General features: G+C 54.9%; 16 protein-coding genes. 11 read left to right on the forward strand and 5 right to left on the reverse strand.

Annotation, left to right across the window (positions count from 1 at the left end; all coding sequences use genetic code 11):
* The first annotated feature begins 84 nt into the window (after window positions 1-84).
* A complete protein-coding gene (locus H8K27_RS08770; RefSeq protein ID WP_186862813.1) occupies window positions 85-618 on the forward strand; it encodes a cytochrome b in 534 nt (177 codons plus the stop codon).
* A gap of 53 nt (window positions 619-671) precedes the next feature.
* Here the strand turns inward: H8K27_RS08770 and H8K27_RS08775 are convergent, their stop codons facing one another.
* The gene (locus H8K27_RS08775) at window positions 672-2,645 is read right to left on the reverse strand and encodes a peptidase U32 family protein (protein ID WP_186862814.1); all 1,974 of its coding nucleotides are present in this window, start codon (window positions 2,643-2,645) and stop codon (window positions 672-674) included.
* A 690-nt stretch (window positions 2,646-3,335) separates the two neighbouring features.
* Between H8K27_RS08775 and H8K27_RS08780 the strand changes: the two genes are divergently transcribed.
* From H8K27_RS08780 to dacB, 9 genes are all read left to right on the forward strand, one after another.
* On the forward strand, window positions 3,336-5,414 hold the full coding sequence (locus H8K27_RS08780) for a TonB-dependent receptor family protein (protein ID WP_186862815.1): 2,079 nt from the start codon (window positions 3,336-3,338) through the stop codon (window positions 5,412-5,414).
* A gap of 13 nt (window positions 5,415-5,427) precedes the next feature.
* Window positions 5,428-6,633 carry an ATP-grasp domain-containing protein gene (locus tag H8K27_RS08785; protein ID WP_186862816.1) on the forward strand — a complete coding sequence of 402 codons (1,206 nt, stop codon included), beginning with the start codon at window positions 5,428-5,430 and terminating at the stop codon, window positions 6,631-6,633.
* Window positions 6,630-8,435 carry an IucA/IucC family protein gene (locus tag H8K27_RS08790; RefSeq protein WP_186862817.1) on the forward strand — a complete coding sequence of 602 codons (1,806 nt, stop codon included), beginning with the start codon at window positions 6,630-6,632 and terminating at the stop codon, window positions 8,433-8,435. The genes H8K27_RS08785 and H8K27_RS08790 overlap by 4 nt, the downstream gene beginning before the upstream one ends.
* Window positions 8,432-9,610, forward strand: coding sequence for an MFS transporter (locus tag H8K27_RS08795; protein WP_230419100.1), 1,179 nt, complete (start codon window positions 8,432-8,434; stop codon window positions 9,608-9,610). Before H8K27_RS08790 ends, H8K27_RS08795 begins: the two co-directional genes overlap by 4 nt.
* 21 nt (window positions 9,611-9,631) lie before the next feature.
* On the forward strand, window positions 9,632-11,467 hold the full coding sequence (locus H8K27_RS08800) for an IucA/IucC family protein (protein WP_186862818.1): 1,836 nt from the start codon (window positions 9,632-9,634) through the stop codon (window positions 11,465-11,467).
* A complete protein-coding gene (locus H8K27_RS08805; protein ID WP_186862819.1) occupies window positions 11,458-12,684 on the forward strand; it encodes a type III PLP-dependent enzyme in 1,227 nt (408 codons plus the stop codon). Before H8K27_RS08800 ends, H8K27_RS08805 begins: the two co-directional genes overlap by 10 nt.
* Entirely contained in the window at window positions 12,668-13,441 is a 774-nt protein-coding gene (locus H8K27_RS08810; RefSeq protein WP_186862820.1) for an HpcH/HpaI aldolase family protein, read from the forward strand. Before H8K27_RS08805 ends, H8K27_RS08810 begins: the two co-directional genes overlap by 17 nt.
* A complete protein-coding gene (locus H8K27_RS08815) occupies window positions 13,425-14,579 on the forward strand; it encodes a PepSY-associated TM helix domain-containing protein (RefSeq protein ID WP_230419101.1) in 1,155 nt (384 codons plus the stop codon). The genes H8K27_RS08810 and H8K27_RS08815 overlap by 17 nt, the downstream gene beginning before the upstream one ends.
* Before the next feature lie 265 nt (window positions 14,580-14,844).
* Complete coding sequence (gene dacB, locus H8K27_RS08820; protein ID WP_186862821.1) at window positions 14,845-16,278, forward strand: D-alanyl-D-alanine carboxypeptidase/D-alanyl-D-alanine endopeptidase; 1,434 nt, start codon at window positions 14,845-14,847, stop codon at window positions 16,276-16,278.
* A 65-nt stretch (window positions 16,279-16,343) separates the two neighbouring features.
* On the opposite strand, the gene H8K27_RS08825 is transcribed toward dacB, so the two are convergent.
* The 4 genes from H8K27_RS08825 to H8K27_RS08840 all read right to left on the reverse strand — a co-directional run bounded on the left by H8K27_RS08825 (window position 16,344) and on the right by H8K27_RS08840 (window position 19,145).
* Window positions 16,344-17,204: an acyl-CoA thioesterase gene (locus tag H8K27_RS08825; protein ID WP_222610638.1), complete on the reverse strand. Its 861-nt coding sequence runs from the start codon at window positions 17,202-17,204 to the stop codon at window positions 16,344-16,346.
* A 226-nt stretch (window positions 17,205-17,430) separates the two neighbouring features.
* The gene (locus H8K27_RS08830; RefSeq protein WP_186862822.1) at window positions 17,431-17,802 is read right to left on the reverse strand and encodes a hypothetical protein; all 372 of its coding nucleotides are present in this window, start codon (window positions 17,800-17,802) and stop codon (window positions 17,431-17,433) included.
* Window positions 17,803-17,891: 89 nt separating this feature from the next.
* Entirely contained in the window at window positions 17,892-18,731 is an 840-nt protein-coding gene (locus tag H8K27_RS08835) for a phytanoyl-CoA dioxygenase family protein (protein ID WP_186862823.1), read from the reverse strand.
* Between the two features lie 162 nt (window positions 18,732-18,893).
* The gene (locus H8K27_RS08840) at window positions 18,894-19,145 is read right to left on the reverse strand and encodes a hypothetical protein (protein WP_186862824.1); all 252 of its coding nucleotides are present in this window, start codon (window positions 19,143-19,145) and stop codon (window positions 18,894-18,896) included.
* Here H8K27_RS08840 and H8K27_RS08845 point away from each other — a divergent pair.
* On the forward strand, window positions 19,144-20,754 hold the full coding sequence (locus tag H8K27_RS08845; RefSeq protein ID WP_230419110.1) for a glycoside hydrolase family 10-like protein: 1,611 nt from the start codon (window positions 19,144-19,146) through the stop codon (window positions 20,752-20,754). The two genes, H8K27_RS08840 and H8K27_RS08845, sit on opposite strands and share 2 nt — an antisense overlap.
* Window positions 20,755-21,003: the final 249 nt, after the last annotated feature.

Genomic DNA, 21,003 nt, shown 5'->3' on the forward strand with positions numbered 1-21,003 from the left:
TTTCTGTGGCACATCGGTTAATCTGTCCTCATGGAAAATTTTCTTTCTGACGACGATCATCGAACGGAATAAGAGACTGCAATCATGACAAACCAACGTTTTCATCCGGTTTCCGCCATCATGCACTGGGTGATGTTTGTACTCATTGCCGCCGCACTGGCCGCCATTGAAATTCGCGGCGATATCCCGAAAGGTGATCCGCTGCGCGACACGCTGAGAAACTGGCATATGCTGGCAGGACAGCTGGTGTTTTTATGTTTGTTGGTGAGGATTGCTGCCAGAATCCGTTATCCGGCTCCGCCGGCCTTGCCTGCGCCACGCTGGCAGACGGGCAGCGCTCATCTGGTGCACGGCGTGCTGTATCTGCTGATGCTGGCCATTCCTGTAACCGGAGTGCTGTTTTATCAGGCCGGGGGGCGGGAAGTCAGTTTCTTCGGAATGGTTCTGCCAGTCTTGATTGCCCCCAATCCAGACCTGAAACAAAACATCAGAGAATTTCATGAATTGATGGGCAATGCCGTCTATGTGGTAGTCGGCATCCACATTCTGGGAGCGCTGTATCACCAGTTCATACAAAAGGACGGCACACTGCTGCGCATGCTGCCCTGGAAAAAATAATTTTCGCCCACACCGGCAGCCCGGCGTCTGCTGCCGGTAGCCGGGTCGGCGACTTACTGCACTGCCGGCCTGGTTTTGTGAAATACCAGCGGGCTGTACGGCACGGAAGATGGCGGCGGTGATTGCAGGATATGCTTTTTCATCGCACCGATAATGTGCATCTCACACGGTTTGCAATCAAATTTCAGCGTATAGGTCTCGCTGCCACTGACCAGCGTCATCGGCTCAGCCCTGACCTGCCCCTGCACACCTTTCACTCCTTTTGCCTGTTTCGGGCACAGGTTGAATGAAAAACGCAGGCAATGCTTGGTAATCATCAGGGGCACTTCACCGGCTTCCTCATGCGCCTCGTAAGCCGCCGCGATCAGTTGCACACCATGTTTGTGATAAAACGCCCGCGCCTTGCTGTTGTACACATTTGCCAGATAACTCAGCGTGGTTTCCGGATAAGGAACCGGCGGCTCGACGGCTGGCGTGCGGGCCGGACGCTGCCATGCAGCAATGCGAGCCGCCTCGTGCGCTGTTACAGCATCCCGGCGCAGTGCATTGATCACCGATGCCGGAACAAACCACGGCTGGCTGAGACGTAATTCAATCTGCGCTGACTGGAACATGGTACCGCCCAGTTTTGCCAGGCTGTCATGCAAAGCGGCTTCGGCTTTCTCAGCCTGTTGCGCCGCCTCCAGCGGAAGGTCTGCGCTGACCTGAGACTGCACACCGTCTTCATCCATCAGCGACAAGCGCAGCCCCTGTTCGGTATCCGTCAGCGTCATCCAGAGCGGGATTCTGCGCTCGGCTGATTTTTTGGTCAGCGCCTGCTCCCAACGCTGATCACGGTTACGATTAACCGGCATACCGGGTTTCAGGCCGGGCAAATCCGTGATTTTTTCATTTGGCACGATGCGCCAGATTTCGCCATGCTCGTTGCTGCCGGTACGCTCAGCCGTGTTCGCCTGAATCCCGATGACTTCCCGCTTGTGCATGTAATTCAGGCCATCGCCGTTTGCCATTGCTTCCGTGGTTTCCAGCTCCAGCCAGTTGGTGCCGATCCGGCTGATGTAGCCGAGATGCAGTCCTACATACTTCGGCGAATCAAATGCACCGATATTATCAAGCCGCCCATTGGCAAAATAATCGGTATGACCACGATGAAAATTTTTATCCACGTCCGGTGTGAAGGCAATCTGACTTTGCCCGCTGGAAGCCCGGGTGAATTCAGGGCGTTTTTCCAGAATCTCGTCCAGCAACAAGCGGTAATGGGCCGTGATATTTTTGACATAGCCCATGTCTTTATAGCGTCCCTCAATTTTCAACGACTGCACACCGGCATCCAGCAAAGCCTCCAGATTACGGCTCTGGTCATTATCTTTCATTGACAGCAAATGTTTTTCGTAAGCGACCACCCGGCCTTCACCGTCAGTCAGCGTATAAGGCAGGCGGCAAGCCTGCGAACAATCACCGCGATTGGCACTGCGTCCATTGTCGGCATGAGAAATGTAGCACTGACCGGAGAAGGCCACGCACAGAGCACCGTGTACAAAATATTCCAGCGGGGTACGGGTTTCTGCCTTGATCGCGCGAATCTGCTCGATGGTCAGCTCACGCGCCAGCACCAGCTGGGAAAATCCGACGCCATCCAGAAAACGTGCTTTTTCGATGGTGCGGATATCGCATTGCGTGCTGGCATGCAGCTGAATCGGCGGAATATCCAGCTCCAGAATTCCCATGTCCTGCACAATCAGCGCATCCACACCGGCCTCGTACAGCTGAGCAATCTGGCGACGCGCCGGCTCCAGTTCGGATTCATGCAGTATCGTGTTCATCGTCACAAAAATCCTGGCGTGATAGCGATGCGCAAACTGCACCAGCTCCGCAATCTCGCTGATTTCATTGCTCGCGTTATGCCGTGCGCCAAACGAAGGGCCGCCAATGTAGACGGCATCTGCGCCATGCAGGATCGCCTCCTTACCGATGGCGATATTCTTGGCGGGAGAGAGTAATTCAATTTGGCGGGTCAGCAAACTCATAGCACTGCAGGAAAAGCAGAAAAAAGGAAATTATAACGAAAAGGCTGATGCTATAGCTCTCGCAACCTTTCACTCAGCATCAGCAGAAAGCTTCGCACCAATACAACAACAGGAGACAATATTCTGTTCAGCAGCTATATGCCGTATTTTATGCACTTTTAGTGATAAATCTCACGCGTGAATTGGTTTCCCCAAAGTCATTTTTGAATTTATTGTTTAATGGTAACGCCATAGCGCCCATCAAGATATGTTAACTGCAACATCTGCAAATGATGTCACAAGGAAAATACTCTGCATACATAGCAGGCAGCACACCTGTATGTAGTACGGCAAAGCTAAACGACAAAACCTGAGTAGTTTTCATCGACCAAAAAGCAAAGACAGTTCAATCTCACTCCAATAAAGATATTTAAAACTGTTTTATTTTAAATATCTTAATTAATTTTGATTAATTTTTATTGATTTTGATTGATTTTAATAAAAATTAATTCATTAGCGAGACTCACCCGCATTCGCCAATCATTAAATCTGGCGCACGGTCTATTTTGCATTCTCGCGAAATTTCATGCTACAGTAATGCAAACGCAAATCATTATCATTTGAAATAAATCTCATTCCTTTGCTCCAACATTCAGCAGATCTGGTGGCATCGGAAATCTTTTACAACATTTTTTATATGGAAAAAGAAAAATGCGAAATTTTGTCCGCCGTCCGATTCTGATCGCTATCCAATTAATGCTTGGTTCTATTGGGGCAACTGCAGCGGCAGAAAATGCCGAAACTGTACCGGAAACCGCGTCTTCAACAACGTTGCCAACAGTGATCGTTACGAGTGACTGGTTAGAAAATTCCAGTCCCCGTTCTGCAAAAAAACACCCTGGTGCCCGCACCGTCATCAGCGAAGATGACCTGGCAAATATCGGCGCCCGCACTCTGGATGAAACACTCCGGCAAGTACCGGGAATAACTGTTCTGGACGAGACAGGCTCCGGCATTCTTCCTAATATCGGTGTGCGAGGGCTCAATCCACTGCGCAGCGAGCAAGTTCTGCTTTTGCAAGATGGCATTCCAATGACGCTCGCCCCTTATAGTCAAACCGGTGCCTCATTATTTCCTCTGACACTCCAGGCAGTCGAATCGGTAGACGTTGCGCGCGGTGGCGTAGCCGTACACTATGGCCCCAATAATGTCGGCGGGGTGATCAATTTTGTGACTAAGCGTATCCCTGAAAAAGTTTCCACCACACTCAGCGAATCACTCTCGGTTGCCAAGAATGGCCGGGTGCAAAGCGACAGCTATGTACGTGCCGGTGGCTTCGTGAATGACCATCTCGGGTTACAAGTGCAGGCGAATGCCATTGATGGACAGGGAGAACGCGCGCACTCCAATACCTCGACTCGCAACCTGATGCTCGATGCCGACTGGTTGCTCAGTAATGCAACGGAACTGAAAGCGGGCGTGCAACGATACACCACAAGCAACGAACTGCCGGGAGCGCTGACGCCATCCACCTATGATCGGGATCGTACGCTGTCAACTCGTCCGAATGACCGCTTTGATGGCGATACCACGCGTGCCCACCTGACCTTCACACATCAATTCAATGGCGGCACCGAATTCAACTGGAGCAATTTCGGTCACCGCAGCACCCGCACCTTTGTATTTGGCAACGCCAGTAATGCCGACACAACATCCACGCTGCGGCAATCATCACCACGGGAATACTTAGTCTACGGCACTGAACCGAGAGTCAGTTTTGATGTTGACAAGCTGATTAAACAAAAAATCATGCTCGGCATGCGTTATATACGCGAAGAAGTGGATTACAAGGTTGACAGCCGCAATCTGGCCAGCGGTGCTTACAGCGTCACCCGAGACTGGCGTTTCGAAAACGATGCATATGCGACCTATGTCAGCGATACATTTTCCTTGCTTGACGGAAAACTCAAAGTGACCCCTGGTGTGCGGCGCGAGGAGGTCAAACTTGTTTACCGCAATAACGTCACCAGTGCCCAGACCCGCAATCCCACCACGGATTGGTTGCCTGGCATCGATGTAGGTTACCAAGTTAGTAATGACGTATTTTTATTTGCCAATACGCACAAATCGTTGCGCCCGGTTCAATTTACTCAAATCACCTACGGTGGTGATCTGGCGGCAGAACATGCGAAAAATTATGAAGCTGGCGCACGCTGGGCAGCGACACCCGAACTGGATTTGGCATTGACAGCATTTCGCTTTCAGTTCGACAACAAACTTGAGTTCGTCAACGCCAACGTCGGCTTCCGCAACCTCGGTCAAGCACGTCATCAGGGTACTGAAATGGAGCTGAAATGGCGACCACAGGCATTACGCGGACTCGAGCTGAAAACTGCGTACACGTTTGTTGATACCGAACAACAGTCTGGTGCCTTTAAGGGTAATCAATTGCCTTATGCTCCGCACCATCAGCTTGCCCTGGACGGCACTTACCGAAACAACGACTGGGTCTGGAATTTAAACGGGCACTACCAAAGCACCATGTTCAGTGACGGTGCCAATACGGTCGTCGAAAGCGCGAGTGGATCGGTAGGCAGAATTGCCTCTTACTGGCTGTGGAATGCTCAGGCCGGATACACCTTCAGCTGGAACGGAAAGCGCATGAAAGCAGGCCTTGCGGTTAACAATCTGTTTAACCGGGATTATTACTTCCGTGGTGTGGATTACAGCCAAGGACGTATGCCGCAACCGGGTCGTGCGCTTCTGTTGAGCCTGCAAGCAAATCTGTAAAAAAGGAGCTGTCATGCAACATCTGATCGTGCTCACGCACGTGCCAACCGATTCAGTGAATGAAGGATTTCTGCCAGCGGCAAAATCATTGGGACTGGCAGTAACCCTACTAACGGATTGCGCCGATGCGCACCGCGCGCATTTCTCCAGGAGCGGGCTGCCCGCCTATCCTGACGAAATTCTGTCATGCGACGTGTTTAACCCGTTGGCGGTAATCGATACATTAACGCATCGCACGGCACTCCCGAATGCGATTTTTTCAAACAGCGATCATCTGCAGACCAGCACTTCTGTGGCAGCAGACTATTTCGGGCTGCCACGCAAAGACTGGCACACTACCTACCGCGCCAAGAACAAGGCGGAGATGCGTACACACTTGCAAACACTGGGAATAGATACATTGTGGCACGCAACAGTTTGTGACCAGACCATGTTGTCAGCACTTCCTCAAATCCCCTTCCCGGTGGTAGTCAAGCCGCGCGAGGGTGTTGCCAGCTTACAAGTCAGTTTGGCCTGCAATCACGCTGAATTACAGATGCAATGCACTGCCGTATGGGCCGATCATCCAGGTCGTCCACTGCTGATCGAAGAATACATTGATGGTCCGCTGTACACACTGGAAACTCTGGGAGATGGAATCAACCTGATGGCGCTAGGCAGTTTCCAGGTACGGCTATCATCGCCGCCGCATTTCATTGAACATGAGGCCGTGTGGGTACCCGGATTACCGCAAGGCGAAGCAGCCAGAGTGCTTGACATCGTGCGTACTTTTGGGGTCGGTTTCGGTGCCTGTCACACCGAATTTGTGATGAGCGCACAAGGCCCGCGTCTGATTGAGATCAACTATCGTAATATCGGCGACTACCGAGAATTCCTGTTACAGGAAACACTGGGGATACCGCTGTTTGAAACCGTATTACGACTTTACCTGGGGCAGGCGCTGCCCGCCTTGCAATTAAACGATCATGCTGCTCACATCCGCTATTTTGTTGCGTCAGAGGCTGGAACCGTACTACGTGCTCCGGAAACCTTCAGTGAGCGCAGCGATACGGTCCGATTAACCTACCAGCCACTGCGCGCAATTGGCGACACGATAGCATTGAGCCACTCGAATAAGGATTATCTGGGCGTATTGCGCGGTGCTGGAACTGACGCCAGTACACTGGCTGCCGCCATCGACAATGCCGCACAACGTCTCTCGTGGGAGATCAAGGTATGAACCACCGTACATCGGAAGAACATTTACAGCCAGACTTAGATGCCGTCTATGTCTGTACCCGTGTGATTGATGCCTTACTACGCGAGGATGTGCGTGCCTGCGTCACTCGTGCCCGCCTGATAAGCAGTGAAGATTTACCGGTCAGAGAAACTGGATTTCCTTTGGCGCAGCGCTGGTTGGAAATTAGCCACTTTGGAACCGGACGTATCTGGATTCCGGTATCGCCGGAAAAATTTATGCAAAGCTGGCGTCTGACTCGCTTGCCGTTACTGGCTGAGGATGGTGGTCAAGTACAATCTTTGTTTCAGGTAGAAGATATTCTGACACACTTCAGCGTTGGAGCAGACGACGATACCTGTGCACGGTTTACCGATTTCAAAAAAGAATGCATCACTGCGGTCGGACACCGTCGTGCAGCTCAAATAGCACAACGCGACTGGTTTGCAGCTGGAACTGAAAATACGCTTCATCACTGGCATGAACATATGCTGCATCATGACCGGCTGGCATCGTACCTCGATCATCCGCTCTATCCGACAGCACGCGCCAAACTGGGTTTTGAAATTGACCATCTGCGCAGCTATGCGCCGGAATTTTCTTGCCGTTTTAAGTTAAATTGGCTGGCTGTACCGCGCACATTACATCAGTCCAGTGGAAACCGTCTGCCGCCGGGCTGGCCCTGTTTCACCGACGTCGGGTTGCCTGAAACACTGGCGGAAGATCATGCACTGGTGCCTGTGCATCCTTTTGTCTGGAACGGTGAATTGAATACTCTTCTGACCGGTGCAAATCTGCAGGAAAAAGTGATTCGCGCTCCTCATACCTATATGTCCGTAACACCTACCTTATCGGTACGTTCGCTGGTACTGAACGACAACCCGGCATGGCATCTCAAATTGCCACTGACCATACGTACGCTAGGCGCAAAAAATATTCGTACCATTAAACCCAGCACGATTCGCGACGGGCAACGCGTGCAAAACCTGCTGGCTGCGATCGCCGAACGTGAACCGGCCATCCGCGGACGCCTGCTGTTGACCGCTGAAGATACTGGCGCGCACGTCGATGGCAAGACTTTTCTCGGCTACATCGTGCGCCATTATCCCGACGCCGCCTTGCAACACTCCACACCGGTGCCGGTAGCTGGTCTACTGGCATCTACCCCACTCGGTGGTTGCGTTGCAGAAGAACTGGCAGCCCGCTTTTATGACGGCGATACGGTGGCGTTCTTCGACGACTATCTCGAACTGACCTTGCGTCTGCACCTGACTTTATGGGTGCGTTACGGCATCGCCCTGGAATCGAATCAGCAAAATTCGGTCTTAGTGCTGTCTGAGCAAGCACCACGAATGCGGTTGATGCTCAAGGATAACGATGCGGCACGCCTGCACCGTACCCGGTTGGAAGAAACGTTCCCCACACTGGCGACACACATTGACTCGCTGGAAGACGCACGTCTGATTGTCGATCACGAACTGCCGCTGGCGCAGATGTTTACCACCATCACTTTGCAGTTAAATCTGGCGGTACCCACTGAAGGGCTGGCCGAACAAGTAGCCGGATTCAGCCGGACACGAACCTATGTCCGCCTGCGCGAACGTACGGCCGCCATTCTGAACGAATTGGCGGCAGAAGGTGAAAATGTCACTCTGGCGCGCCAGACCCTGCTGGACGACGACTGGCTGTACATCAAATACCTGTTGACGGCGGCGACACTACTCGACAAAGGCACAACCGGAGCCGCAGACGTGAATAAATTTTACGGCAGAAGTGCGCCCAACTTCCTGAAAGTCTCGTCATGACCGCTTCACCGATGCCGCGCATCATTGTGCTGGCGGTCATGGCGGGACATTTCGTGGCGGCTTTCGCTGCACTCGGTATGCCGCCGTTTTTTTCACTCATCCTGGAGCGCTCGCTGTACAACGAGGCACGTTATCTGGCCGGCTGGTTCTACGTAGTGCCGACCGCATTCGCCGCGATCAGCAGTCCCTGGTGGGGCAAGCTGGCGGATCGCTATGGCAAAAAGCAATTGCTGATTCGCGCCCAACTCGGACTGGCTGCCAGCTTCCTGCTGGCAGGCTTTGCGACCAATACCTGGGTATTTTTTGTAGCATTGGCACTGCAAGGTATTCTCGGCGGTACTTTTGCAGCCTCCAATGCCTATCTGGCGACCGTCACCAGCGGTTCAACCCTGGCGCGCAGTCTGACTGCAATGCAATGGTCGGCGCGCGCGGCTCTGGTGGCAGCACCACTAACGCTGGGACTAGTGCTGCAGATGGATATTCATTCTCCAATTGAAATGTATCGCGCACTGGCACTGCTACCACTGATCGCCGCTGCGCTGGCCGCCTTTCTGCCTGCGGGGGCGCCCCCTCAAAAAACAGTCTCTGTGCACGAAACACAGATTGTCGCAGAGGCCACGCCCTTGCAGGTCTACGCTTTGCAATTCGTTTTCGTGTTCGCCACGGTAGTGACCTTTCCTTACTTTGCACCGCACGTACAACAACGTTTTGCTGGAGTGTCCGTCGGCATGTCTGGTCTATTGTTCGGTCTGCCACATGCCGTCTACCTGTTAGCAGCATTACCATTAACCAGTTGGCTTACCCACAACCGGCGCAACCCGATACTGGCTGCCGCATTTGCCGTGTTAGCGCTGTCTTTGGTTGGTCAGGCTCTGACCGAATCACTTGCCGTGCTAATCGTCTGGCGCTTACTGATGGGATTGGCAATGACGACTGGCTTCATTGCGTTACACGGACTGATCGCAGGCATCGTCCGCAGTGGCAATGCTGGGCGCGCCTTTGGTTGGTTTGAAAGCAGCTCTAAGTGGGGGGCCGTTGCAGCTGGCCTGGCAGCCGGGTTCACGGCTCAGGCATTCGGTCTGAACGCACCATTTTTAATGGGAGCCGCTCTCGTGTTCTGCGTATTCATTTACTTGATGCTGGCACCATACCATCGACTGCGTGCCAGTATCTGACCATTTATCCCAAGGAAAATCATGCAAATCACATCCAATGCTCAACTCCTTGATTCGACGACTCCGGCAGCATACGAAGCTGGTCGACGCAGTCAGGAGACACTACTGAATTGCTATTGCCGTGAAGTGGCAGGTCCCGCTGGCGAATTAAGCGTCGGACCGCTGTTTTGGCAAAATGACTGGCCAGCAGCGATCAAGATGGCATTACAGCGCGACGAAGGCGGACAGGTGCTGCACGTACAACTGCCATTCACTGGCGAACGACTGCTCGTAGTGGTCGCAGCAGCCTCAATCACGGGCAACTATCGCTATCGCTCGCCATTTTTTCATAAGGCGTCCGGCAAACCCTGGGCTCTGCTCGACTGGGAAGCGCAGGCAGCATTACTGCTGCGCGAAATGGCACTCAAACACAAATTGCCACATAACTCCGAACTGATGGAACAGGTTCGCAACAGCGTGGCAATGACCACGCTGGCGCTGTCGTGCCCGCCCGCCGCACACTTTCCCGCCGACCCGATCGACGCCTATATCGACTCCGAACAGTCGCTGGTATTCGGTCATCCTTTTCACCCCGCGCCGAAGAGCCGACAAGGTTTTTCTGAGGACGATCTTGCGCGTTACTCGCCTGAGCTGGGTGCGCGTTTTGCATTACATTATTTTGCCGTACGCACTGAAGACATCGTGCAACAATCGTTACTCGGACAGCGCTGCGAAGAGATTGTCGCCGCCTATGCGCCGCATGTCGATCCTGGTTTTGTCGCAGTTCCGGTACACCCTTGGCAAGCAGATCACTTGCTAACGCATCCTCTGGTCAGACAAGCCATGTCCGAAGGACGTCTGCGCCATCTCGGCGCGCATGGCGCTCCGTTTTTCGCCACATCGTCGGTGCGCTCGCTGTACCAGATTGGCAATCCCTATTTTTACAAATTCTCGCTGAACGTGCGGCTCACCAACTGTGTACGCAAAAATGCCTGGTACGAACTGGAGGGCGCGATTCAAGTAAGTCGTCTAATGCGTGATCTTCTACCTGGCCTGCAACGTGAATTTCCAGGTCTGGAAGTGTTAGAAGAACCGGCATTCATGTCGGTCGACCTGCACGACGCCGACCCGGTGCGCAACCGCGAAGTGATCGAGGGATTCGGCATGATCCTGCGCCGCAACGTCGAAGCCCTGCTGCGGCCCGGCGCCACGCCCCTGCTGGCCGGTGCGCTGTTTGGTAACCACATATATGGCGAGATGCGCATGCGCCAGTTGCTCGGCGACATCGCCGCGCGCGATGGCAGCCCGCTCGCCAGCGTGACCGAACGCTGGTTCTCAGACTATGTAGAACAACTCATGCACCCGGTGCTGCACTGCTATTTCGCACATGGAATCGTATTCGAGCCGCACCTGCAGAACGTGGTGATCGGATTGCAAGACGGCTGGCCCAGCCAGTTGTTCCTGCGTGATTTTGAAGGAGTGAAATTGCTGCCCGGACACTACCCAGAGCAGAAATTACAAGAGATCAGCGCGCGGGCGCGGGAAGCGCTCTGGTATGACGATGAACAGGGTTGGAAGCGCATTTCCTACTGCCTGTTCGTCAACAACTTCGCTGAGGCCATCTGTCAGCTCGCCGCTGAACAGCCGGCCTTGCAGCAAAGGCTGTGGTCGGTGGTCCGTCACCAGTTGCACCGCTATCAGGTGCAATGGGGCAGTCCGGTGTCCGCGCGACGCATCAACGCCGTATTGGCAGGCGAAGCCTTTCCGGGCAAGACCAATCTGAGCAACCGCTTTTTCCAGCGTGCCGACCGCGCCTCCACCTATGTACCAATCGGTAACCCGATTGCCGCCGCGGGAGAGCTTGCTCCATGGAACTGAGACTGGATGCCGTAGAACGTCACCTGCGAACGGCGCTGGATAACGCTACTGAACCTTTATGTGCCTATGTGTATGACCTCGAAGCGCTGCGCCGTCATAGTGAGACTGTAGTCGCTGCCTTACCCGAAGGATGCGAGTTGTTTTACGCGATCAAGGCCAATTCCGATCTGCCCATCCTACGCGCGCTGGCGCCGCGCGTGGCCGGCTTCGAGGTGTCCTCGGGCGGTGAACTGGCCTGGGTGCGCGCGCATTTTCCTGACACCGCGCTGATATTCAGCGGCCCCGGCAAGACCGACGCCGAGCTCAGGCTGGCGCTGGACAGCAACATCGAGGCGATCCATGTGGAAAGTCAGCACGAACTACAACGGCTCGCATGGCTGTCCGAGTCCGCGGGAAAAGTCGCACCCGTGCTGCTACGCGTCAACCTGTCATTGCCAGGGCTGGCTGCGACCACGTTGATGATGGGGGGCAAGCCGACGCCGTTCGGCATCGCGGCCGACCAGCTGCCGGCCTGCATTGATCGCCTGCAATCCACACCGGGCCTGCGTTTGCGGGGCTTTCACTTCCACCTGCTGTCGCACCAGCTGGATGCCGGCGCCCACGTCGAGCTGATCGCTGCCTACCTGGACCAGGTCGCACGCTGGTGTGACACTTATGGTCTTGCCATCGACCATGTCAATGTCGGCGGCGGTATCGGCGTCAACTACCGCCAACCGCAGCAGCAATTCGACCTCGCGGCGTTCGGTGCTGCGCTGCGTCAGTTGCGCCAAAGCCGGCAAAATTTGCCGCGCCTGCGCTTCGAGTGCGGCCGCTACATCACGGCTGCCTGCGGCTACTACGCCATGCAGGTACTCGACTTGAAACATGCGTTCGGTGGCGACTATGTGGTCGCGCGCGGCGGCACCCACCATTTCCGCACGCCCTACGCACAAGGTCACAGCCACCCCTTCCACATCCTGCCGGTCGAACGCTGGCACTATCCCTGGCCCCGGCCCGAACTGCGTGACGCCACCGTCAACGTGGTCGGACAGCTGTGCACCCCCAAGGACGTGCTGGCGTTTGATGCGCAGGTATATCGGGTGCGGGTGGGAGACCTGCTGGTGTTCCCGTATGCTGGCGCCTATGCCTGGCATATCTCACACCACGACTTCCTGCGCCACCCGCATCCGCAACACAGTTACCTGCCGATGGAGTGCGCCAATGCTGCAAACGAATAAGCTCAAGGCGCGGCTGGCGGCAGGGCAGCGGGTGTACGGCCTGCTCAGTTCCATTCCCGCACCGCTGCTGGTTGAAATGATCGGCTACGCCGGCTACGACTTTGTCATCCTCGACCTGGAACACGCGAGTGTCAATCCGCAGACGCTGGAAGACATGATTCGTGCTGCCGAAGGCTGCGGGCTCACGCCGCTGGTGCGGGTGCCAAGCGCCGAACCCAAGACCATTCTGCGCGTACTCGACGCCGGCGCCCAGGGCATCGTGGTTCCCTGCGTGCAGGATGGCGAGCAGGCCCGGCAAGCGGTGCGGGCCTCCCGCTACCACCCGCTGGGGGAGCGCGGCATCAGCGGCGGGCGCACCACCGGCTTCGGCACGCTCGATCTGCCGGCCTACATGGCACTGGCCAATCGAGAGGTCATGGTGATCGCGATGATCGAGGACGCTGCCGGGGTCGAGAACATCGACGCCATCGCCAGCGTACCCGGCATTGATATGGTTCTGGAAGGGGCGATTGACCTTTCACAGTCCCTGGGTGTTCCGGGCCAGGCACAGCACCCTACCGTGCAGGCGGCAATCCGGCGTGTCGCGGCGACGTGCGCAGAACACGGTGTGCCTTTTTGCGCGATTCCACGCGCCGATGGTCAGCATGCGACGTGGTGCGAAGCGGGCGTCAGGGCTTTTCTGCTCGGTGACGACCGTGGCGTGAGCTTTCGCGCATTGAAAGCAAATCTGGGAAATTTTCATGGGAATGTTGTTTAAGGCAGTAAAACCGCGGTATTGGTGGAAACTGTTGCATCGCTGGATAGGTTTAACGCTAGGTACGATTCTGATTTTGGTAGCCATCACCGGAACCCTGCTGACGGTGCTGAGACCGCTGGATGAATGGATACATGCTGATCTTTTTAAAGTGATGCCTGAAACCGGTTTCGCCTCCCGTCCAAGTGGCGCTGGAACTAGCGCAATTGACACAGACGTCCTGGAGCAAGTACGCCAACGGCTGAGATCCGAATTCGGATCCCAAACCAGTTTGCGCCTGCGCCCGGCACAACAAGCCGACGACAGTATCCGCGCGGCGGTGCACGGCTCCTGGAACGGAGTCATTTTCTACGATCCACACACGGCAACCGAACTGGGGCGGCGCAACGACCATTGGACTCTGGTGAATTTTTTGTTTGAACTGCATAGCACCTTGTTGTTGGGAGAAGCGGGCAAAACCATTCTCGCGATTGCCTCACTCGCTTATTTATTACTTCTGATATCAGGCTTAGTGCTATGGTGGCCAATACGTTGGCATCATGCCTGGTCCGTCAAGCTGCGAGCCGGAACCACACGCGCCCTGTTTGACCTACATCGTGTTGGCGGTTCACTGTTTGGTATCCTGATCGCCATCAGTGTCGTGAGTGGCATTTACATGGCTTGGCGCCCCTTGTCTGCCACGGTAACAGCGCTCAGCGGAGCGTCGGTGATGACTGCCCCGCGTCTCTCGATTGCAGCAACGATTCAGCATGCCACAATGCATCCGGCATCCTTAGATTTGCAAGTCAGTAACGCGCATACTGCTTTACCTGCCGGACAGGTTACCCTTGTGCAGCTCCCTGCTTCGCCAAATCAGCCAATACGTGTTCGTGTCAAACTGACCGATGACCCACATCCCATCGGTCTGAGCTCGGTCTGGTTGCATCCAGTGACGGCAAAAGTGCTGGCGGTTCAGCGTTGGGATCAGCTCGATCCCGGTATCCGTGCCTTCGCTGTCATGTACCCGCTGCATATCGGAGACTTAGGGGGTGTATTGCACACTTATCTGGTCGCTATTCTGGGAATTGCGCTCGCTACCTTTGGAGGCAGCGGTATTTGGCTCTGGTGGCGCCGCAGAGTTAAATCCAAAACAGCGTCGTGACGATCATCGTGATGGAGTGAGTGTTACTGCGCTTTAACAATAACGTTTTCTTTGTCAGGTAGAACCATTCCCATTATTCCTGTTATCAAACATTTCTTGATAGCGATCACAAAACCAGCCTGAATGTCTATGATCTGAGTAGAATTAGCGTTATCCAGCGTTTTATCGGCAGATACCTCTGTGTTTCAGGCAAGTACCTGCATACCTATGCAGAAAATCGAATGGGTGCGCTGCAGGTTAGTTTTTTTTACTGAAAGATCTGTTTATGCTAAAAACTGCTCTGCATCTCCTCTGTCTGGCGGTGTCCTCTGTTGCGCTGGCACAGACTTCCGACACAAACCTGCCTGCTTCAGCTCAACGTATTTTCGAACAACTCAACATCTCACACCGTGCGATCAGCATAGTCGTGTTGCCCGTCGGTGCGGATAAAACTGTGCTGTCGCTTAATCCCGAAGCCGGCTTCAGTCCTGCCTCCACCATGAAGCTGCTGACCAGCCTGGTGGCGCTGGAAGAACTGGGGCCAGCCTTCCGCTGGAAAACGCAGCTGCTCACTGACAGCCCGGTCAGAAAAGATGTGCTGAATGGTGATCTCTATCTGCGTGGCGGCGGCGACCCTGATCTGAGCTGGGAAAAATTCGGCGTCATGCTGCGGGCATTGCGCAATCAGGGAATACGGAAAATCCGCGGCAACCTGATCCTGGACCGCAGCTATTTCCAGCCGTCCCGCCCCGACCTCGGTGCACCGGCATTCGATGAATTTCCCGATGCCTATTACAATGTGATTCCGGATCCGCTGCTGATCAACAGCAATCTCAGCAGCATCGGCATCGAATCCACCGGAGAGAAAATCGAGACCCACCTGCTGACGCCGCTCGATAAAATTTCTTTTTCCAATCATCTGCGTTTTAACGACAAGTCTTGCGCAGAATGGGAAAGCGAGTGGAAAATCCCGCAAATCAGTATGCAGCGGCGGGATCAGATTGATATCCTGCTGCGCGGCGGTTTTCCGCGTTACTGCAAAATCACCGCGCACCTGAATCTGCTTGACCGCAATCAGTATATTGCCCATCTGTTCCGCCGCCTGTGGCAGGAAATGGGCGGCAGCTGGCAAGGACAGGTGCAGGACGGTACGGCACCGGAAGATGCGATTGTCCTGCATGAGCACCCGTCTGCCACGCTGGCGGAAACCCTGCGCACCGTCAATAAGCAATCGGACAACAGCATGGCGCGTATGCTGTATCTGACACTGGGTGCGGAATCGCCTCAAAAAACAGAAGATCATCTGCAGGCTGCAAGTTTGCGGATACACCGCTGGCTGCAGCAGCATCAGATCAATGACAGCGGGCTGGTGCTGGAGAACGGGTCCGGTCTGTCCCGTACGGAAAAAATCAGCGCCAGCCAGATGGCAGCCGTGTTACAGGCTGGAATGCGCAGTAACTGGAATGCCGAATTTCTGAGCAGCCTGCCGATTGCCGCACTTGATGGCACCATGCGCAAGCGCCTGAAGGGAAGCGCCGCAGAGCAACGCGCGCGCATCAAAACCGGTTCGCTGCGCGACACCACAGCCATCGCCGGTTATGTCAGGGACAATCAGGATCAATCCTGGGTGATCGTCGCCATGATCAACAGCGAGTTTGCCTCCAAAGCCAGACCGGCGCTGGATGAAATCCTGAACTGGATTGCCGCAGGCCGCCCCTGACCGCACTTCTGCACGCCTGCGGCAATCCAACGCCAAACCCGGGTTGCCGGCAGAAGTAAAACGGATTACTGCTTGAAATAGACCACCTGCGTGGTCGTCGCCAGCAGATTGCCGGATGGTGTCCAGATTTCTGCTGACTGGTCAAAATAATTATTGTAAAACCGGCTGGCGCGGGCATACCCCAGCAATTCCTGCGCACCGTGCGCTGCCAGCATTGCGCTATCGGCATGAAAATAAATCGTCATCGATACCGTTCCGGCTGGCACCTGCTCCTGACGCCGGACAAACACGCGCGGGAAAAATGCATCGCAGATCGCCGTCAATGCGCAAAAATCCAGCGCACGGCGCGGTTCATCCCGTATCCATTGCATACTGACCGAATCGCCGGACGGCGGTTGTTCGGGCGCCATGAATCCCGGCATGCCGCGTATCACCTGAATGTCGTAACGCTGTACCCACGCCGGTAGCCGGTGCACCGGCATGGCTGCGGTCTGGTTCGCTGGCTGGTCTGGCAGCAGAGGAAAACTGGCATCCGTGGCAGACCATGTTTCACGCCGGGTAGCAAATAGGGCTGTCGCCAGCGTCACGGTCTCGCCCTGCTGTTTCATTTCTATCGACCAGTGCTGCGTGGACCGGTTGGTCCGGACAGCCCCGGCAATAATCTGAAATTCACCATCGGCAACCGGCGCGGCAAAATTCACGGTCAGCGACAAAGGCTCGCCGATCCGCTGCGGATGCTGCATAACAGCCTGCAACAACACCGCTGCAGTAATCCCGCCAAATGGTCCGACCATATTGCCGTAAGCTGCCGAAGTACCACCATGAAACAGGTCGGGCTGTGCGTCGTCGCGGCGCAGCTGTACCGCTTCGTCAAACGGGTGCGCAGCTGCAGACAAGGGGGCTTCCGATAAATTCATCGCTGTCATAAGTCAGAGTCAGGTTGTCAGTTCAATGTATCAGCCAGGTGTGTCGATTCAGCGCCGGCGCAGTATGTCTGTGTTTTGCCAGCTGTTTCAGCAAGCTGCGGCAAACAAACTGAGTGTATCTGCATCGGCCAATATTTGCAGAAAGCCGCCACATATCCCGCCAACACCATAGCGGGATATGTGACGCACTATACGTTCAGCACGCAAACAGCAGGAGCCGGCTGGCTCAGGCTATTTTGCAATGAATCAGCGCATCCTCGTCCACACTGTAAATGGCGCACAGGCGATGATAGCCATCAGCGATGACCACTTTGCCATTGGCCGTATCACGGCACAGCAGCAGCGGTGACAAAGGCGTCTGATTCTTGATTTTTTTGCGGTCTTTTTCCACATGCGAATTACTGACGCCGAGCAAAGATAACTGCGAGGCGCGGAAAATATCTTTTGCCTTGAACTGGCTCAGGCCGGTTGTCCGCAGCTGGCTGACCAGTCTGGCCGTGGTCGCATCATCGTAAATCAGGTTCAGGTAGGAGGCCGCTGCAGGATAATCATGTTCCTCGACGTCAGTCAGCCATTTGATGTCTGTTTTGTTTTCCATATCGATACACCTTTCAAATTGACGCATGCCGGTACCATACCGGCACTGCGATTACGCAACTCTCTCAAAAAAATCTGTCCGTTGCGGATTCAGAGAAATCCGCGCACCGGAAAATCCGGCGTGCGCTGTATCCAGTTCAGCGACGAATATGCGCTGCAGCCATCCGTCACATGCAGCGTATAAGCATGGCGCGACACCGGCGAACGGTTAGGTGCACTATAATGCGGCAACAAACCGTGGAAGCACACCAGACTGCCCGCCTGCACTTCCAGCGGAATGGCGCTGCGGTCATCCGACCAGGGCAAATCAGATAGTTTTTCCACTCTGACCTGATCGCCCTCGCGGACAAAGCGCTCCCGCATCGGCGTGCGGTGCCCGCCGGGTTCCGCCCACAGACAGCCATTGTCCAGTGTCGCGTCTTCCAGCGCAAACCAGAAAGTGGTGACGCTGACCGGGGTGGTATCAAAATAGGTGGCATCCTGATGCCAGCGCACTTCACCACCGATACCTGGCTGCTTGAAGATATACATCGACTGCCAGATCTGCGGCTGTTTCAGCCCGATATCCGCCGCAACCTGCGCCAGTGCGGGGCCGCGTGAAAATTCGCTGAATACCGGGTCCAGATCATGCATTGCATGGCCGATCTTGTTGATGGAAAGCGCCTTTTCCTGTCGCAGCACTCCGTCAGCACCGAATGCTTCTTCCTCGAAAAAACAGCTGATCCGAGTGGCAGAGTCGAGAAAATAATGATCGACCTGTTTTTCCTGTTCCCTGGTAGTGAAAATGGTGCGCGATGCCTCGGGATCAAATGCATCGACAATCTGCGCCGCACGTGTGCGCAGTGCGGTGATTTCTGCGGCGGTTTTAAAATTGGGCAGAATCAGGTAACCCGCTTCCTGAAACTGCTGCAGCTGTTGGTCGGTCAGCATACAGACTCCGGTAATCGTCAGAGGTAACCGGCACGCAGACAACAGGCGCATCCGGGGTGCATAAATGGAAAGTATGCCATGTAATTCCTACCTGTACCGGTTTGTCTGCCGGATATCATTCACGATGATGTTCATCAGCAATAACCCTAACTTATATCCTTCCTATAAAAAATCAATCGCCCCGCACTGGTATTCTTCCGTAAGATGAAGCTGACTTGTTGGTGTCATCAGGTCATCCTCAAACATCCCCAAGATGAATGGGATTTTTGACAGGGCGCGCAAGCGCCCTTTTTTTTCGCCACTCAGTGTCACCGCATTTATGGCTAAAGACCCTGACAGCGGAAATACTGGCTCACCACGCCCGAATACAGTAGCATCTGGACTCTTTTGTTTTAAAGATGACGCCAGCCGCATGTTTCCGTTTTTCCGCCTGACTGCTCTTTTCCAGCGCCTGCCACGCAATCTCTGTACCGGCGGCACGCTTGCCATCCTCTGTGCCATGTTGCTCGCAGCCTGCGCGGTAACGCCGGAACCCGCGCAACGCCAGACTGCACCGGTTACCAGTCATACGCCACAAACACCGCCCCGCCCCGGCCAGCAGCTGCCGCCGGTGCCACGCGAATTCCGCGCGGTCTGGGTATCCACGGTCGCCAATATCGACTGGCCAAGCCGGCGCGACCTCAGCAGCGAACAGCAAAAGGCCGAGATCATCAGCATCCTCAATCATGCCGCACAGATGAATCTGAATGCCATCGTACTGCAGGTGCGGCCTGCTGCCGATGCGATCTATCCATCAGCTATTGAACCGTGGTCGGAATTTCTAACCGGTGAACAGGGCAAACCTCCGTCGCCTTATTATGATCCGCTGCAATTCTGGGTCGAACAGGCGCATGAGCGCGGCCTGGAACTGCACGCCTGGTTCAACCCTTACCGGGCCCGCACGCCGCAGGCTAAAACAGCGGCCGCCAAAAATCACATCAGCCGAACCTGGCCGGAAGCCGTAAAACAATATGGTGACCTGCAATGGATGGATCCCGGTGAACCGGCTGCGATACAGCAAACGCTGGACGTGATCCGCGATGTGGTGAAACGTTACGACATCGACGGCGTACACATTGACGATTACTTTTATCCTTATCCCATCAAGGCTGCGAATGGTACGGATCTGGATTTTCCTGACGATGCGGCCTGGCTGCGCTATCTGCAAAGCGGCGGTAATCTGAACCGGGCAGACTGGCGGCGCGAGAATGTGAACCGGCTGGTCAGCGCCATCGATCAGCAGGTGCATCAGGAAAAAAGCTGGATCAAATTCGGTATCAGTCCGTTTGGCATCGGCCGCCCGGATCGCCTGCCCGCCGGCATCAGCGGCTTCAGCCAGTATGACAAACTGTATGCCGATGTGGAGCTGTGGCTGAGTCAGGGCTGGCTTGATTATCTGGCGCCGCAACTGTACTGGCCGATCCAGCAGAGCGCGCAGGCATTCAAAGTACTGCACAGCTACTGGATTGCGCAAAATACACAGCAGCGCTATGTCTGGCCCGGTCTGTACACCAGCCGTATCGACCACAGTGACAAATCCTGGCCTGTCGAGGAAATCCTGAACCAGGTTGATGCAGTGCGCGAACAAAGCGGCAGCGGACATCTGCATTTCAGCATGATCAGCCTGCAGCAAAACCGCAAAGACATCCGCCAGCGGCTGGCCGCCGAAAAGTACACCACGCCCGCAGTCATTCCGGCGATGCCCTGGCTGGATGGCGGCACCCTGCCCGCCACGCCGCAACTGGAACTAAGCAGCGATCAGCAATCCGTCACGATAAAACCCGGCGGCGATGCCGCAGCGGTGCGTCTGCTGGCAATCTGGAAACGCACTGACCAGCAGTGGCTGTTCTCCGTACAGTCCGCCTCAAAAACAGGCATCTCCCTGACCAGCTCGCCCCAGACCGGTGCGATTCGTGAAATTGCCGTCATCGCCATCGGCCGCAATGGCATGGAAAGTCAGGCAACAAGACTCTCCCTTCCCTGACCCGGTGCGGCATGATACGCCGCACTATGTGGTTTTTTTGATTGCCGGGACGCCTGTTCCTGCAATCAAAACAGCATGCCTCTCTTCTGCTCCGGCCACGGACAACACCGTCACCACTGCAGCTGGCGACGATGTGTAACAAACCATATCTTTAAGTTATCATCTGAGTAAAAATTTTCATTTGTCACCTGACAAGTGAAAACTCTAGTCTCAATCTGGAAGTGCATATTGTTATAACCATTTAATGCG

This window comes from Cognatundibacterium griseum (assembly GCF_014284195.1).
In the GTDB taxonomy this organism is placed as follows: Bacteria; Pseudomonadota; Gammaproteobacteria; order Burkholderiales; family Burkholderiaceae_D; genus Undibacterium; species Undibacterium griseum.

Coding starts and splice junctions, on each gene's coding strand:
- H8K27_RS08805 (WP_186862819.1), top strand. CDS start 11,458: ATGGAACTGAGACTGGATGCCGTAGAACGTCACCTGCGAACGGCGCTG.
- dacB (WP_186862821.1), top strand. CDS start 14,845: ATGCTAAAAACTGCTCTGCATCTCCTCTGTCTGGCGGTGTCCTCTGTT.
- H8K27_RS08775 (WP_186862814.1), bottom strand. CDS start 2,645: ATGAGTTTGCTGACCCGCCAAATTGAATTACTCTCTCCCGCCAAGAAT.
- H8K27_RS08825 (WP_222610638.1), bottom strand. CDS start 17,204: ATGACAGCGATGAATTTATCGGAAGCCCCCTTGTCTGCAGCTGCGCAC.
- H8K27_RS08770 (WP_186862813.1), top strand. CDS start 85: ATGACAAACCAACGTTTTCATCCGGTTTCCGCCATCATGCACTGGGTG.
- H8K27_RS08815 (WP_230419101.1), top strand. CDS start 13,425: ATGGGAATGTTGTTTAAGGCAGTAAAACCGCGGTATTGGTGGAAACTG.
- H8K27_RS08830 (WP_186862822.1), bottom strand. CDS start 17,802: ATGGAAAACAAAACAGACATCAAATGGCTGACTGACGTCGAGGAACAT.
- H8K27_RS08835 (WP_186862823.1), bottom strand. CDS start 18,731: ATGCTGACCGACCAACAGCTGCAGCAGTTTCAGGAAGCGGGTTACCTG.
- H8K27_RS08810 (WP_186862820.1), top strand. CDS start 12,668: ATGCTGCAAACGAATAAGCTCAAGGCGCGGCTGGCGGCAGGGCAGCGG.
- H8K27_RS08840 (WP_186862824.1), bottom strand. CDS start 19,145: ATGCGGCTGGCGTCATCTTTAAAACAAAAGAGTCCAGATGCTACTGTA.
- H8K27_RS08800 (WP_186862818.1), top strand. CDS start 9,632: ATGCAAATCACATCCAATGCTCAACTCCTTGATTCGACGACTCCGGCA.
- H8K27_RS08845 (WP_230419110.1), top strand. CDS start 19,144: ATGTTTCCGTTTTTCCGCCTGACTGCTCTTTTCCAGCGCCTGCCACGC.
- H8K27_RS08795 (WP_230419100.1), top strand. CDS start 8,432: ATGACCGCTTCACCGATGCCGCGCATCATTGTGCTGGCGGTCATGGCG.
- H8K27_RS08780 (WP_186862815.1), top strand. CDS start 3,336: ATGCGAAATTTTGTCCGCCGTCCGATTCTGATCGCTATCCAATTAATG.
- H8K27_RS08790 (WP_186862817.1), top strand. CDS start 6,630: ATGAACCACCGTACATCGGAAGAACATTTACAGCCAGACTTAGATGCC.
- H8K27_RS08785 (WP_186862816.1), top strand. CDS start 5,428: ATGCAACATCTGATCGTGCTCACGCACGTGCCAACCGATTCAGTGAAT.